Origin of the sequence: Corynebacterium sp. AOP40-4SA-5 (genome assembly GCF_052377355.1) — a bacterium.
GTDB lineage: Bacteria > Actinomycetota > Actinomycetes > Mycobacteriales > Mycobacteriaceae > Corynebacterium.
In genome coordinates this window covers 39697-54425 of sequence record NZ_JBQSWS010000023.1, presented here as the reverse complement: position 1 = coordinate 54425, position 14729 = coordinate 39697, and the positions used below count along the sequence as shown (strand labels likewise).

Annotated in this window: 11 protein-coding genes; 6 read left to right on the top strand and 5 right to left on the bottom strand. The window is 67.7% G+C overall.

The window, feature by feature from the left end:
* The first annotated feature begins 80 nt into the window (after nt 1–80).
* The 3 genes from ACT3S3_RS12700 (at nt 81) to ACT3S3_RS12690 (ending at nt 5860) form a co-directional block, all read left to right on the top strand.
* Entirely contained in the window at nt 81–2651 is a 2571-nt protein-coding gene (locus tag ACT3S3_RS12700; protein ID WP_441578990.1) for a YhgE/Pip family protein, read from the top strand.
* Nucleotides 2648–4999: a YhgE/Pip family protein gene (locus ACT3S3_RS12695; RefSeq protein WP_441578991.1), complete on the top strand. Its 2352-nt coding sequence runs from the start codon at nt 2648–2650 to the stop codon at nt 4997–4999. Before ACT3S3_RS12700 ends, ACT3S3_RS12695 begins: the two co-directional genes overlap by 4 nt.
* 126 nt (nt 5000–5125) lie before the next feature.
* On the top strand, nt 5126–5860 hold the full coding sequence (locus ACT3S3_RS12690) for an SDR family oxidoreductase (RefSeq protein ID WP_441578992.1): 735 nt from the start codon (nt 5126–5128) through the stop codon (nt 5858–5860).
* Nucleotides 5861–5875: 15 nt separating this feature from the next.
* Here ACT3S3_RS12690 and ACT3S3_RS12685 read toward each other — a convergent pair whose 3' ends face one another.
* From ACT3S3_RS12685 to ACT3S3_RS12665, 5 genes are read right to left on the bottom strand one after another with little or no spacing between them, the layout of a single operon-like run.
* Nucleotides 5876–6304: a hypothetical protein gene (locus tag ACT3S3_RS12685; RefSeq protein ID WP_301442492.1), complete on the bottom strand. Its 429-nt coding sequence runs from the start codon at nt 6302–6304 to the stop codon at nt 5876–5878.
* A 21-nt stretch (nt 6305–6325) separates the two neighbouring features.
* On the bottom strand, nt 6326–7207 hold the full coding sequence (locus tag ACT3S3_RS12680; RefSeq protein ID WP_441578993.1) for an FAD:protein FMN transferase: 882 nt from the start codon (nt 7205–7207) through the stop codon (nt 6326–6328).
* A 15-nt stretch (nt 7208–7222) separates the two neighbouring features.
* Entirely contained in the window at nt 7223–8104 is an 882-nt protein-coding gene (locus ACT3S3_RS12675; protein WP_441588383.1) for an aldo/keto reductase, read from the bottom strand.
* Between the two features lie 58 nt (nt 8105–8162).
* The gene (locus tag ACT3S3_RS12670) at nt 8163–8867 is read right to left on the bottom strand and encodes an energy-coupling factor transporter transmembrane component T (RefSeq protein WP_441578995.1); all 705 of its coding nucleotides are present in this window, start codon (nt 8865–8867) and stop codon (nt 8163–8165) included.
* Complete coding sequence (locus ACT3S3_RS12665) at nt 8864–9649, bottom strand: ECF transporter S component (RefSeq protein ID WP_301442496.1); 786 nt, start codon at nt 9647–9649, stop codon at nt 8864–8866. Before ACT3S3_RS12665 ends, ACT3S3_RS12670 begins: the two co-directional genes overlap by 4 nt.
* Before the next feature lie 306 nt (nt 9650–9955).
* Between ACT3S3_RS12665 and ACT3S3_RS12660 the strand changes: the two genes are divergently transcribed.
* The 3 genes from ACT3S3_RS12660 to ACT3S3_RS12650 are packed head-to-tail and all read left to right on the top strand — an operon-like array spanning nt 9956 to nt 14729.
* On the top strand, nt 9956–10972 hold the full coding sequence (locus ACT3S3_RS12660) for a LacI family DNA-binding transcriptional regulator (protein WP_301442497.1): 1017 nt from the start codon (nt 9956–9958) through the stop codon (nt 10970–10972).
* Nucleotides 10973–10992: 20 nt separating this feature from the next.
* Nucleotides 10993–12711, top strand: a complete 1719-nt coding sequence (locus ACT3S3_RS12655) for an alpha-glucosidase (RefSeq protein ID WP_441578996.1) — start codon at nt 10993–10995, stop codon at nt 12709–12711.
* A complete protein-coding gene (locus ACT3S3_RS12650; protein ID WP_441578997.1) occupies nt 12708–14729 on the top strand; it encodes a glucose PTS transporter subunit IIA in 2022 nt (673 codons plus the stop codon). Before ACT3S3_RS12655 ends, ACT3S3_RS12650 begins: the two co-directional genes overlap by 4 nt.

The window sequence follows — 14729 nt, the reverse complement described above, 5'->3', positions numbered from 1 at the left end:
TCACGGTGCATACGCCTGAGGGTGTCATCCTGGCCGCCACAAACCCTTTAGCAACACGACCTAAGTGCTACGGTCACCGGGTGGCTGCAAGTTGGAACATCTTCACGCGGGACGTCGGACGTATCCTGCGCACCCCCAAGGTCTGGGTGATCGTGATCGGCGTACTGATCACCCCCGCGCTGTACTCGTGGGTGAACGTCGCCGCGTTCTGGGACCCCTACGGAAACACCGAGAACATCGGTGTGGCCGTGGTGAACGAGGACGAGGGAGGGACCTCCGACATCACCGGGCCGATCGACGTCGGCGGGCAGCTCGTCGACCAGATCAGCGAGAACGACCAACTCGGCTGGCAGTTCATGGACGAGGACGAGGCCGCCGAGGCGGTGCGTCGTGGCGACGTGTCCGCCAGCATCACCGTGCCGTCGACCTTCTCCTCCGACATCCTCAGCATGTTCCAGGGCACCTACTCCCAGCCCACGCTGAAGTACCAGGTCAACGAGAAGAAGAGCGCGATCTCCCCGAAGATCACGGACCAGGGCGCGACGACCCTGGACACCACGATCAACTCGGTGTTCAAGGAGACCGTCGCCGAGGCCGTGACCACCGAGCTGCGCGAGGCCGGCGGCGACCTCGGCGACCAGCTGACCGACGCGGGCACCCGCACCGCCAACGCCTTCGACGAGACCGCCGAGACCATGGCGTCCGCGCAGGACGAGGTGACGCGCATCAGCCAGCGCCTGGAGGACGCCCGCCCCACGATCTCCGCGACGCAGGACGCGCTGCGTTCCGTCGACGCGACGCTGGGCGACGCCACCACCGCGCTCGGGCAGGTGCAGTCGATCATGAGCGAGGTCCAGACGCAGGTGTCGGACTTCTCCGACGCGGCGACCTCGGCCTTCCTCGACAGCTCCACCGCCCTGGCGGACGGTACGGCGTCGGCGAACTCCGCGATCGCCTCGGTCACCGGCGAGCTGGAGCGCGCCGGCGCCGGCATCGGCACGGCCACGCGCGAGGCGTCCGGCATCGTCCGGCAGGCCGACCGGGCCATCGACCAGCTGCAGAGCCTGGTAGACAGTGCCGCGGTCACGCCCGGCGTCGCCGGGCCGCTCAGCGACACCCTCGACGAGCTGCGCGAGCGCAACGCCTCCAACCAGGCGATCATCGACGACCTGACGGGCCTGCAGGACAATGCGTCCGACACGCTCTCCTCCGTCAACGCCGCGGCGGACGCCCTGGCGGACGCCACCAGCGACACCCGGCAGACCGCCGAGGGCCTGCGCAGCGCCGTCGGCGACTCCATGCCGGCGCTGAACTCGGCGATAAACCAGGTCAACTCCACCGCGGGCGCCTTCTCCTCCGCACTGAGTTCCCAGCGCACGCTGATCGGCGAGTCGATCAACCTGCTCGACGGCGTCGACGGGCAGATCGGCACCACGCAGGACGTCCTGGGCAACTTCCGCGACGACCTCTCCGGCATCGAGGACGGTCTGGGCACGGCGCGGGCGGACGTCCTGGCGTTGAACGCCGCGTCCGGCTCCGGGGTGCTCGGCACCGTCGCCGGGCTGGACTCGGTGGGCATCTCCGAGTTCATGGCCAGCCCCGCCGAGGTGGAGAGCCACGCGGTGTACCCGGTCGGCAGCTACGGCTCCGGCATGGCCGCCCTGTTCACCAACCTGTCGCTGTGGATCGGCGCGTTCATGCTGATGATGATCTTCCGCACGGAGGTCGACACCGCCCGGCTGAAGAAGCTCACCGTGGCCCAGGCCTACCGCGGGCGTCTGCTGCTGCTCGCCGTGCTGGCCGCGTGCCAGGGCGTGGTGGTGGCCGTCGGCAACCTGGTCATCGGTGTGCAGACCGTGAACCCGGTGGTCTTCGTGGGCACCTGCGTGCTCATCGGCCTCTGTTACCTCAGCATCATCTACGGGCTGGTGTCCGCCCTCGGGCACATCGGGCGGGTGATCGCCGTGGTCCTGGCGTTCCTCCAGATACCCGGGGCCTCGGGCATGTACCCGATCGAGATGACCCCCGACTTCTTCCAGGCGCTGCACCCGATCCTGCCGTTGACCTACGGCATCGACGCGCTGCGCGAGACCATCGGCGGCTTCTACCAGGACCACTACTGGAAGGCGATGGGCGCACTGGCGCTGATGGCCGTACTCGCCTTCGTGGCCGGCACCCTGGGGCGCCGCAGCCTGTCGAACGTGAAACGCATGGTCAACCGGCAGCATGCCGCGTCCGGCCTGATCGTCAACGACCAGGTCGAGATCGTGGGCAGCAGCTACCGTCTGACCGACGTCATCCACGCCATGCGTGACCGCGACGCCTTCCGCGACGAGATCGACCACCGGTGGAAGGCGGTGCGCGACAACTACACCACCCTGCTGCGCGCCGCCGTGATCGCCGGCGTCGTGGGCGTGGTCGCCCTGTGCGTCCTGTCCCGGGTCTACTCCGGGGAGAAGGCGGTGATCTTCGGCCTGGCGTGCCTGTGGGGTCTGATCATCGTCGGCGTGATCGCCGCGCTGGAGTACGTGAAGCAGAGCTTCGCCCACGTCCAGGAGCTCACCGACCTCTCCGAGGAGGAGCTGCGGGAGGCCGCCGCCGCCCAGGCCGAACGGCACAAGACCTACTCCCTGGACGATGACGACGCATGAGCAACGCCCTGAGCATCCTGCGCAGCGACCTGCGCGGGCTGCGCAACAACGTGATGTCCTCCGTGGTGGTCGTGGGTCTGATCCTGATCCCGCTGCTGTTCTCCACGTTCAACGTGCTGGCCAGCTGGAACCCCTTCGACAACACCGACCAGCTCAAGATCGCCGTGGCCAGCACCGACGAGGGCCACGAGAGCGACCTCGCCTCCCTGAAGATCAACCTGGGCGACCAGGTGCTCTCGCAGCTCAGCCGTAACGACCAGATCGACTGGGTCATCACCGCCGAGGACGAGGCCATCGAGGGCACCAAGGCCGGCGACTACTACGCCGCCATCGTGCTGCCGCCCACGTTCAGCACCGACATGCTGACCTTCTACGTGGAGGGTTCCGAGCCCTCCACGCTGGACCTGTACACCAACGAGAAGAAGAACGCGCTGTCCACGGTCATCACCTCCCAGGGTGCCGAGGGCATGATCTCGCAGATCAACGAGACCTTCACGCGCACGATCAGCAGCGTGGGACTGGGCCTGGTGTCGTCCCTGGACGACTACCTGGAGCAGGACGACACCCAGGCCGCGATCCAACGCGTGGAGTCGCGCGTGGAGAACGTGAGCACCCGCCTGCACTCCGGCGCGCAGACCGTGCGCTCACTCACCGGCCTGCTGGACACCTCCATCCCCCTCGTGGAGGGCGCGGGCAACATCGTCGAGGCCGCCGGCGGGCAGTTCGACGACCCCTCCAGCCAGGCCGGCGACGGTGCCGGCGCCGCCAGCGACCTGGACTCCACCCTGCGTGGGGCCACGGACTCGCTCGAGACCGCGCTGGACGCCACGGGCCAGAGCTACGCCGCCGTCGGTGAGCGTCTGGACGAGCTCTTCGACAGCGCCGACGCCACCAGCACCAGCACCGCGTCCACCTTCCGCACCATGGCACAGCGCGTGCAGGAGCAGGTCGACTTCTTCCAGTCGCTGCGCGACTCCCTGGAGTCCAACGTGTCCGGCGTGCTGCCGGACGTGGCCGAGCCCGGCTACGAGCGCGTGCTCTCCCGCCTCGACGCCGCCATCGACCGCAGCACCGACCTGCACGACAGCCTCGCGCAGACCGCCGAGGACATCGAGGCCGGCACCAGTTCCTCGGAGTCCTCCCGGCAGGACAGCCGCGACGCGATCTCGCGGGCGCGCGCCGCCGTGGACGACGCCGTGACGTCCTACCGCGAGGACCTCAAACCCCAGCTCGATTCGCTGGGCGAGACCCTCGACTCGCTGGGCGACAACATCTCCAGCGTGCGCGAGGACCTGGGCGACATCCGCGGCACGATCTCGGACTCCCCCGGGTCCGTGGGCGAGGCCCTGGCGCGCACGCGCGACGCCACCGCCACGATGGCCGACCGCCTCGACGAGCACGCCGACCGTTTCTCCGAGCTGCAGCAGGCCCTGGCCACCGCCGGCGACACCGGCGACTTCTCCCGCCTCGCCGAGGTCGTGGGCTCGGACCCGGAGGCGCTGGCCTCGCAGCTCGCCGCGCCGGTGGAGGTGGAACGCGACCCGGTGTTCCCCGTCGCCAGCTTCGGCGTGGGCATGGCGCCGCTCTACACCGCCCTGGCGCTGTGGATCGGCGCGACCATCACCGCCGTGCTGGTGCGCACCGGCCTGCCGGAGAAGAAGACCGCCGGGAAGGACGCTGCGGGCTCCGACGGTGCAGCGTCCGGCGGTGACGGCGGTGACGGCGGTGACGGCGACGGCAACGACGCCGCTGCCGCGGCTGCCGGGGAGGACGCTACGACGCAGGACGTCGCGGCGGCCGAGCCGTCCGGCGCGTCCGACACGTCCGACACCGAGCCGGAGTACACGCGGGCGCAGCAGTACTTCGGACGCTTCGGCATTTTCGCGCTGATCGGCCTGGCGCAGAGCACCCTGGCGGTGCTCAGCCTGATCTTCTTCGTGGAGATCGACGCCGCGCACCCGTTCCTGCTGATGATCTGCGGCTGGATCACCTCACTGGTGTTCATGCTGGTCGTGTACACGCTGGTGCTGTCGTTCGGCAGTGCGGGCAAGGCGATCGCCGTGCTGCTGCTGGTGTTCCAGGTGTCCGGTGCCGGCGGTGCGTACCCGCTGCCGCTGCTGCCGCAGTGGTTCCAGAACATCAGCCCGTGGCTGCCCGCCACCCACGCGATCGACGCCATGCGCGCCGCCATCGCCGGGGTGTACCGCGGCGACCTGTGGATCGAGCTCGGACTGCTGCTGCTGTTCGCGGTCCCCGCGCTGATACTCGGCCTGGTGCTGCGCCGCCTGCTCGACGGCTACAACCGCAAGACCACCGAGGCCATCGAGTCGACGAAGATCATGTCGTGAACGTCAGGGTTGGTCTGGCAGTACACCGAACAGCGGTCACTGCCGCGACATGATCGACGATGCTTGACTTGAGGAGTCCCTGAGCAGGCCGAACCTGCTCCTTCCCCTCAAGAACGGATCGTCCCCATGTCGAATACTCCTTCAGACCGCGTCGCCGTCGTCACCGGAGCGTCCTCCGGCATCGGGGCTGCGACCGCCCGGGCGCTCGCAGCGAACGGCTACCGCGTGGCCCTGCTGGCCCGGCGTCTCGACCGGATCGAGGCGCTGGCCGCCGAACTGGACAACGGGTCCATCGCGATCCAGGCCGACGTCACCTCCCACGAGCAGCTCCTCGTGGCGGCGCAGCGGGTGCAGGACGAACTCGGCGGTGCCGACGTCCTGGTCAACAACGCCGGAACCATGCTGCTCGGGCCGTTCTCCGCCGATCGCCACGACGACTACCGCGCGATGGTCGAGGCGAACCTGCTCGGCGCGATCACCGCCACGGAGGTCTTCCTCGACCAGCTCACCGCCGGTGGCGGCGGCGACCTGGTGAACATCTCCTCCGTCGCCGGACGCACCGCGCGCCCCACCAACGGCGTCTACGCGGCCACCAAGTGGGGAGTCAACGGCTGGTCGGAGTCGCTTCGCCAGGAACTGCTGCCGGACGTGCGTGTCCTGCTCATCGAGCCCGGGGTCGTGGACACCGAACTGCCGACCCACATCACCCACGACGCCACCCGCGCCGCCGTCCAGGAGGGCTACGACGCCGCGACGTTCAAGCCGGAGGAGATCGCCGACATCATCGCCTTCGCGCTCACCCGCCCGCGCCACCTCGCCATCAACGAGATCCTGGTGCGGCCGTCCACGCAGGCCGGGTAGCGCAGGGTCACGCGGTCACGCGCCGCGGGCCTCCTCACGGATCTGCGCGACGGCGTCGTTGAAGCCGTCGCCACAGCTGCTCGAGCCGGCGAGGAACCCGACCTCGACGTCGTCGATGCTCTCACCGACCACCTCATCCGGAAGCGCAGCGGCGAAGCGCTCCTGGTACCCGCGGGAGGTGTCGTTGTTGTCCTCCATGAGTTCAGACTCGACGTCCGTGATGACGTCGTCCTCGATGGTGACCGTGAAGTCCATGTGCGACGGCGCCCCGCCGTAGACGCCGCGGGCCGTGTACGTCCCGTCGGCGTAGCCGCCGGTGCTGGTGGGTGCGGCGGTTGTCCTCGGACCAGGTTCACCGTCACCGGCGCAACCAGCCAGTACCGTGGCAAGGGACACCGAGGCTGCGGCACCGAAGGCGGCGCGGGTGAGGATGTGGGACTTCATGGGGGTCTCCTTACAAGAGTTCTAGATGAAGAGCTCGCCGGTGAAGTTGTCCGACCACTGGACGCGGCCGTCGGCGAGCATGCGTACCCAGGCGGCGTCGAACCCGCCCAACCGCCCGGGATCGGCGAGGAACAGTGCGGTGGCGAGCCCGTCCGCCGTGGCGGCGTCGGCGGCGACGACCCACGTCCCGACGACGTCGGTCACCGGTGTCCCGGTGCGTCCGTCGAGGATGTGGTGCAGGCCCTCGCCCCAGGTACGACGGTTTACCGCCGAGGCGCAGAGCGCCGCGTCCTGTAGCGCGACGGTGCCGATCACGCGCCCAGGGCGCGTGGGATGTTCCAGACCTGCGACGACCGGCTCCGATCCGACGTGTCGGACGTCCCCGCCCCCGTCGACCAGTGCGTTCTCCACACCGGCATGCCGCAATAGGTCGGCGACCAGGTCGACCAGGTGCCCTTTTCCGGCGGCCCCCACGTCGATCACCACCGGACGCTCGGTGACCAGCATGTTTCCGTCCCCCGTCCGGCGGACGTCACGCGACCAGTCGTCCGGCGTGCGTGAAGCGAGACCGTCTCGGTCAGGGACCAGGGAGTAGCCGGCGTCGTAGCCGAGCAACTCCAGATCGCGGCCGACCAGCGGATCAACCGCCCCACCGGTGGCGTGGAAGAGACGGTCGTAGAGGTCCAGCAGAACCACGTCACGCTCGGGAATGCGGAAGCCTCCCCCAGCATCCGCACGCGCGATCTCGGCGACGAGGGAGTCGGCGCGGAACCGCGACCACGCCCTGTCGACGTCCTCACACAGGGACAGGACGTCCTGGCGCAGCGCGCCGGTCAGCGGTTCGTCGGTGGTGACGCGCCAGCCGGTGCCGATCGCGTCGAAGGCGAACACCGTGCGTCCCATGGGTCCGTCCTGCGGTCAGGCCTCGGGGATGTCGCGCCCGAACGCCTCCGTGGTGATGGACTCGGGGTCGGGTCCACCGCGGACCCCGGTGTCGAGGCCGTTGACCTTGGCGAGGTCGGCGTCGGTCAGCTCGAAGTCGAAGACGTCGAAGTTGGCGGCGATGCGCTCCGGGTTGACGGACTTCGGGATCGCCGAGCGCCCCTCCTGGAGGTGCCAGCGCAGCATGACCTGCGCCGGGGTCTTGCCGTACTTGTCGCCGATCTCGCCGAGCACCGGGTCGTTGAAGGTCGAGCGGTCGGAATCCCCGCGGTAGCTGGTGATGCCACCCATCGGCGACCACGCCTGGGTCAGGATCCCGTGCTCCTTGTCGGCGGTCTGGACGTCCTGCTGGGTGAAGTACGGGTGTACCTCGACCTGGTTGACTGCCGGGACCACGTCCGTCTGCTCGATGAGGTCGCGCAGGACCTCCGGCATGAAGTTGCTGACGCCGATGGCGCGCACCTTCCCGTCCGCCAGGAGGGTCTCGAGCGCCTTGTACGCCGCGACGGTCTTGTCGAACTCGGTGGGCATGGCCTGGTGCAGCAGGAGGAGGTCGATGGTCTCGACGCCGAGCTTTCCGGCGCTCTTGTCGAAGGCGTGGAGAGCCTCGTCGTAGCCGTAGTCGCTGATCCACAGCTTCGTCTCGACGAAGATGTCGGAGCGGTCCACGCCCGAGCGGCGAATCCCCTCCCCCACCTCGCGTTCGTTGGAGTAGGCCGCTGCGGTGTCGATCAGCCGGTAGCCGACGCGCAGCGCCTCGGCCACGGAATCTGCCGTGGTCTCCGGCGGGGTCTGGAAAACGCCGAAGCCCAGTGCGGGCATCTCGACGCCGTTGTTCAGAGTTACGTTGGTGGTCATAGCTACCGACGGTAGCGCGGGTTCGGGACGTGAGGCAGTGACTGTGAGTACACCCCTCCTACAGGAACACCCCGCCGACGATCACGACCACCGCGGCAACGACCATCAACCACCGGCACGCCTGCTGCACCGTGGAGTCCGCGACCGGCATGAGCAGCGTGCGCGGGCCCGGCTCGCCGATCCCCGTTCGCTGCAGGGGACGCGCGCGCTGGGACGCGTCGTCGATCAGCCCCACCACCAGCGGCAGGACCGTCGCACCCCGGGAACGCCACGTGTCCACGTCCACCCCGCGGGACGCCTGGACCTGCCGGATCGTCCTCCACCGTTGCTGCGCTATCGGCAGCAGCCGCACCACCGTGCCCACCATGTAGACCAGCGGTGCCGGCACGCTGAGCTGGAGTCGCCGCATCAGGGCGTCGGCGTCCACGAAGCTGCCGAGCACCAGCCCCGCACACGTCATCGCCGCGAAGCGTAGGCCGAGGTCCCAGGCGATCCACGCACCGTCCGACGTGACCGGGATCAGGAACCGGGCGACCTCCACGTCCCCGAAAGGCACGTAGATCAGGGCGTACGACAGGAACGCCGGTGCCGACAGCACCAGGCCGGCGACCAGCGCACGGCGCTGGCGGCGTCCTCCCGCGCATGTGAGCACCACCGCGAGCAGCAGGAACCCGGCGGAAACCCACGGATCGTGCACCACCATCGCCGTGATGATCGAGCACACCGCCGCCGTCAGCGGGGTAAGCGGACTCACCGGACTCATGCCGTCGCAGGGACCTTCCGCGCCTCGGCGGTGTCCGGGTCGAATGTCCTGAGCGAGCGCTCCGGCAGCGACCGCACCACCACCCACACCACAAGGAAGACGATCACCTTGTCCAGCGGGTCCGAGGTCCACGACTGCAGGAAGACCGCCGTGGTCTGCGACGCGCCGAGAGACTGGTAGAAGCTCACCAGCAGGCCCGTGCCCGTGCCCGCCGTGCCGCCGAAGATGAACGACGCCACCGGCGCGGACACCAGTGCCGACAGGAAACCGAGCACCAGGCCCGCGACCGCGACCTTCCACCACGACGACCGGAACAGCTTCCTGACCAGGCCGGCAGCCAGACCCATCAGTGCGTAGCCGGCGGCGAAGGGGACGATCGTGGGGTTGAACGTGCCCCACACCAATGCTGAAAGCCCACCGGTCGCCAGACCCGCCGCCGGGCCCGCCAGCACACCGACCAGCACGGTGCCGAAGGAGTCGAGGTACAGCGGGATCGGCAGGCCCATCGTGCCCACGACCTGCCCGACGACGATGTTGAGCACCAGCGCCACCGGCATCAACGCCAACGTGCGCACCGGCAGCGTGGGAATCACCACGACCAGGGCGATGATGGTGGGCACCAGGAAGCCGACGAGGGCGATCGTGGTGGAGGCGGAGTCCGCCATGGAGGAGAAGTCGGAGTCCTCCGGCTGATTCAGCACCAGGTAGAGCCAGGTCACCGCGTAGATGACGACGGCGACCGAGATCAGGGTGATGCGCAGGGGGCGTGACAGAGGACGCACGGGGAGGCTCCTGGGTGGGACGGGACGGCGCACGGGGATGCGGCACCGTGGCCGCTCCCCTATGTCACCTCGGAGGACGGCCTGTGGCTGGCTGCTGGTCGGTAGCCCGCAGCCGGTCTGTAGCACGTCCCCTCTTGCCTAGTCGCGGTGGCCGGAGCAAGACGGGGTGCTGGTTGGCCTTGCGGGGCGCGTGTCATGGGTGGCGACGATTACTTTCTCTACAAAACCTTGTGCTCACCCGGGACGGCCGCTATCATCGTCGTATGAAATCGATACCACACCACATGCCAGGAAAGACGTGACCACATGGCGACCATCTCAGAGATCGCCCGTCACGCCGGGGTCGGCGTGTCCACGGTGTCCCGCTACCTGAACGACCACCCCTACATCTCGGAGGACAAGCGGGAGCGGATCCAGGCGGCCATCGAGGAACTCGACTACACCCCCAGCGCGATCGCCTCCCAGCTGCGCACCCGCACCACCCCGAACATCGGGGTCCTGGTCTCACGGATCACCAACCCGTTCTTCACCCAGTTCTTCGACGCCGTCGAACGCGAGCTCCACCAGCACAGTTACCAGGTCATGGTCTCGCAGACCTACAGCGACGCCGCCAGCGAGCGCGCCTTCCTGGACAAGCTGAAGAGCCGGGAGATCGAGGCCGTGATCCTGGCGTCGGTGGAGTCCGCTGCGACGGTCGCCGAGATCGCCGACGCTGTGCCGAACCGGATCGTGGTCCTCAACCAGACCTTCCCCACCCCGAACCTGCAGTCGGTGACCGTGGACCACTACACCGCCACCACCGAAGCACTCGAACACCTCTGGAGCAACGGGGCCCGCCGGATCGCCTACGCCACCGGCGGCCAATTCGGCGACACCCGCCACGGACGGGACCGAAATGAGGCCTACCGGGATTTCCTCACCCAGCATGACCTGCCGCTGGACGAGGACATCATCTTCACGGACCGGCACACGGTCGGCGACGGCGCCGACCTGGCACGCACCGTCGCCGGGCTCGCGCCGGCGCAGCGTCCGGACGCGTTCTTCGCCAACTCCGACGAAGTCGCCACCGGGCTCATCGGCGGACTCGCCGACCAGGGGATCCGTGTCCCCGGGGAGATCGCGGTCATCGGTTACGACGACCAACCGATGGCCCCGTACCTCAGCGTCCCACTGACCACGATCCGCCAACCTGTGGCCGAGATGGCCCGGGCCGCCGTCCTGCGTCTCCTGCGCGGCCTCGACGCGCCCACCGCGGCCGACGGCACCCCTGACCTCGGGAACCTCGACCTCACACCACGCCTGGTTATCCGGGCCTCAGCCTGAAAACACGAAGGAGAACCACCTTGACGACCACCACACCCCAGCAGCCTCTCGTCGCACTCGACGGCCCCGTCCACTGGTGGCAGAAGGAGGTCATCTACCAGGTCTACCCCGCGTCCTTCCGCGACGAGGACGACGACGGCATCGGTGACCTCCGCGGCATCATCGCCAAGCTGCCCTACCTGAAGAGCCTCGGGATCACGATGATCTGGGTCTCGCCGGTGTACGCCTCCCCGATGGTCGACAACGGCTACGACATCTCCGACTACCGTGCGATCAACCCGATGTTCGGCACCATGGCCGACTGCGACGAACTCATCGCCCGGGCCAGGGACCTGGACATCAAGGTCATCATGGACCTGGTTGTCAACCACACCTCCGACGAACACCAGTGGTTCCAGGAGGCGTTGGCCGACCCCACGTCGCCCTACCGTGACTTCTACATCTTCCGGCAGGGCCACGACGGCGGCCCACCGACCAACTGGCGGTCGAATTTCGGTCAGGGATCGTCCTGGACGGAGGTCCCGGGCGAGCCGGGCACCTACTACCACCACGTCTTCTCGCCCAGGCAGCCCGACCTCAACTGGGAGAACCCGGCACTGCGCGAAACGATCTTCGACATGATCAACTGGTGGCTCGACAAGGGTCTCGCCGGCTTCCGCATCGACGCGATCACCTTCATCAAGAAGGACCCGGGCTACCGGGACCTCGAACCCGACGGCAACGACGGCCTGGGCAAGGTCCGTCGCCGGACGGAGAACCAGCCCGGCATCGAGGACTTCCTCAACGAGCTCAAGGACCGGACGTTCTCCCGCCACGACGCCGTCACCGTGGGAGAGGCGTCCGGCGTGCGCTACGACCAGCTCGACCAGTTCATCGGTGACCACGGGTACTTCTCCATGATCTTCGACTTCCACTACGCCGACATTGACGTGGAGTCCGGTTCGGAATGGTACCGGCAGGTCGACTGGAATGTCCCGGACTTCAAGGAGCTGCTGTTCACCAGCCAGATGAAGGTGCAGGAGGTCGGCTGGGCGGCGAACTTCCTGGAGAACCACGACCAACCGCGGAGCGTCTCGAAGTTCATCCGCGACCCTGAGTACCGCAACGGCACCGGTGCGAAGGCCCTCGGCGCAACCTACTTCTTCCTCCGCGGCGTCCCCTTCATCTACCAGGGTCAGGAACTCGGCATGGTCAACGCGGAACGCACCAGCATCAACCAGTTCAGCGACCTCTCCAGCCACGACAACTACCGCCGCGCCCAGGAGGAGGGCTTCTCACCGGATGAGGCGCTGGGCTTCGCCAACGACCGGTCCCGCGACAACGGGCGTACCCCGTTCCACTGGGACGGTTCCGCCACCGCCGGCTTCAGCGACTCCCACGAGCCGTGGCTCGGACTCTCCCTGCAGAGTGACACCCTCAACGTCGCAGCACAGGAAGACGACCCCGACTCCGTCCTGAACTTCTACCGCCGCATGGTTGAGCTGCGGAACGACTCCGGGCTGTCCTCGGAACTGATCTACGGGGACATCGCCGAGATCACCGACGTTCCGGATGACGTCATCGCCTACCGCCGGGGACAGCGGCTGCACGTCTACGCCAACTGGTCGACGCAGGAGCAGACGGTGACCGTTCCGACCGTTCGTGTTCACCTGAACAACCTCGACCGGCTGAAGCAGGACGGCGACACGGTCACCCTGCTGCCCTACCAGGCGATCCTCGTGGAGGTGGACGCACGATGACCGACAACCACCATGCACGCATCGCCCGTGAGATCGTCGACGCACTCGGCGGTCCCGACAACATCCGCTCGGTGACCCACTGCCAGACCCGACTGCGCTTCGTCGTCCGGGACCGTTCCCTCATCGACGACGACGTGGTCGAGAACATCGACGAGGTGCAGGGCGTCTTCTTCGCCTCGGGGCAGTACCAGGTCATCGTCGGCACGGGCACCGTCAACGACGTCTACGCCGCGATCGAGGACCTCGGCGAGGTCAACGCGATCTACGGCAAGGACGATGACGACGAGGACACAGACGACGCCGGGGAGGACGGCGAGAAACCGTCCCTGGTCAAGCGCACGATGGCGATGCTCGCCGGCATCTTCATCCCCATCGTCCCGGTCATCGCGGCCACCGGGCTCTTCCTGGGTCTCCGCGGCGCAGCGACCGATGAACAGGTCCTTGCCCTGTTCAACGCGACCCCGGACGACATCCCGGAGACATTCATGGAGATGACCTCGGTGTTGACCGACACCGTGTTCGCCTTCCTGCCTGCGTTGATCGTCTGGTCCACGTTCCGCCACTTCAAGGGCACGCCGGTCATCGGCATCGTCATCGGGCTCATGCTCGTGTCCCCGATCCTGCCGGACGCCTACGCGGTGGCGGACGGGTCGGAGGACGCCATCATGTTGTTCGACTTCATCCCCGTGGTCGGCAACCAGGGGTCCGTGCTCACCGCCCTCTTCGCCGGCTACATCGGCACACGGTTCGAGAAGTTCTTCCGCCGGCACATGCCCAATGTCGTGGAGCAGATCTTCACCCCGTTCCTCACCATGCTCACCACCTTCCTGGTGATGATCATGCTCGTCGGCCCGATCGTCCACTGGATAGAACTCGCCATGGTCGACGGTGTGGAGTACCTGATCGGACTTCCCCTGGGCATCGGCGGCGCCCTGGTCGGCGCGGCCTACCCGATGATGGTGCTGGTGGGAATCCACCACACCATGATCATGATCGAGACCTCGATGCTGGGCAACACCGGGCTCAATCCGTTGATCACGCTTGCCGGCATGTACGGATTCGCCAACCTCGGAGTGGCGCTGGCGATGTTCCTCCGCGCCCGCTCCGACAAGGCGAAGGCCACGTCGATGGGCGCATTCATGTCCCAGCTGTTCGGCGTCTCGGAGCCGACGCTGTTCGGTATCCTCATCCGCTACAACCTGCGTCCGCTGATCGTGACGGTGTCCGTTTCCGGCGTCGCCGGCGCGTTCCTCAGCCTCCTGCATGTCCAGGCGAACTCCTACGGGCTGGCGGTCCTGCCGTCCTACCTGATGTACATCTACGACACCCGCGCACTGCTGCTGTACCTGGTGGTCTCCGTGCTCGCCGTCGCCGCTGCGTTCATTGCGACGAACCTCTTCGCGATCCCGAAGGAGATCCTCGTTCCCGACGGAGAGAAGGACGACGGAAAGGACGAGACGGCCACCGTCGTGGCCGAGGTCGCCGACGTCGCCCCGAACACGGTCTACTCACCGGTTCGGGGGACGACCACGGCGTTGAGCGAGGTCAACGATCCCGTCTTCGCCTCCGGGAAGATGGGTGACGGACTCGGCGTGGTCTCCGACGAAGACGGGGTGGTCAGTGTCTACGCGCCGCAGAGCGGAAAACTGAAGGTCGTCGCCGACACCGGTCACGCCTACGGCCTCAAGACCGATACAGGGCTGGAGGTACTCGTGCACATCGGCATCGACACCGTGAACCTCAAGGGTGCACCGTTCGAGACTGCCGTGACCCAGGGCGAGACCGTGCGGCAGGGGAGCCTGCTCGGCACGTTCGACAAGGACGCCATCGAGGCCGAGGGGCTCGACACGACCGTGGTCGTCATCGTCACCAACACCCGGAAGATGGAGAGCGTGACTCCCGTCAGCGTCACCGGGGAAGACGGAGTTCCCGTCCTGGCGGGCACATCAGTGATCACCGCGACCCCGAAGGACGCGATACCGTCCGGTGTCACTTCCTCCGTCACGGAGGGCGCCTAG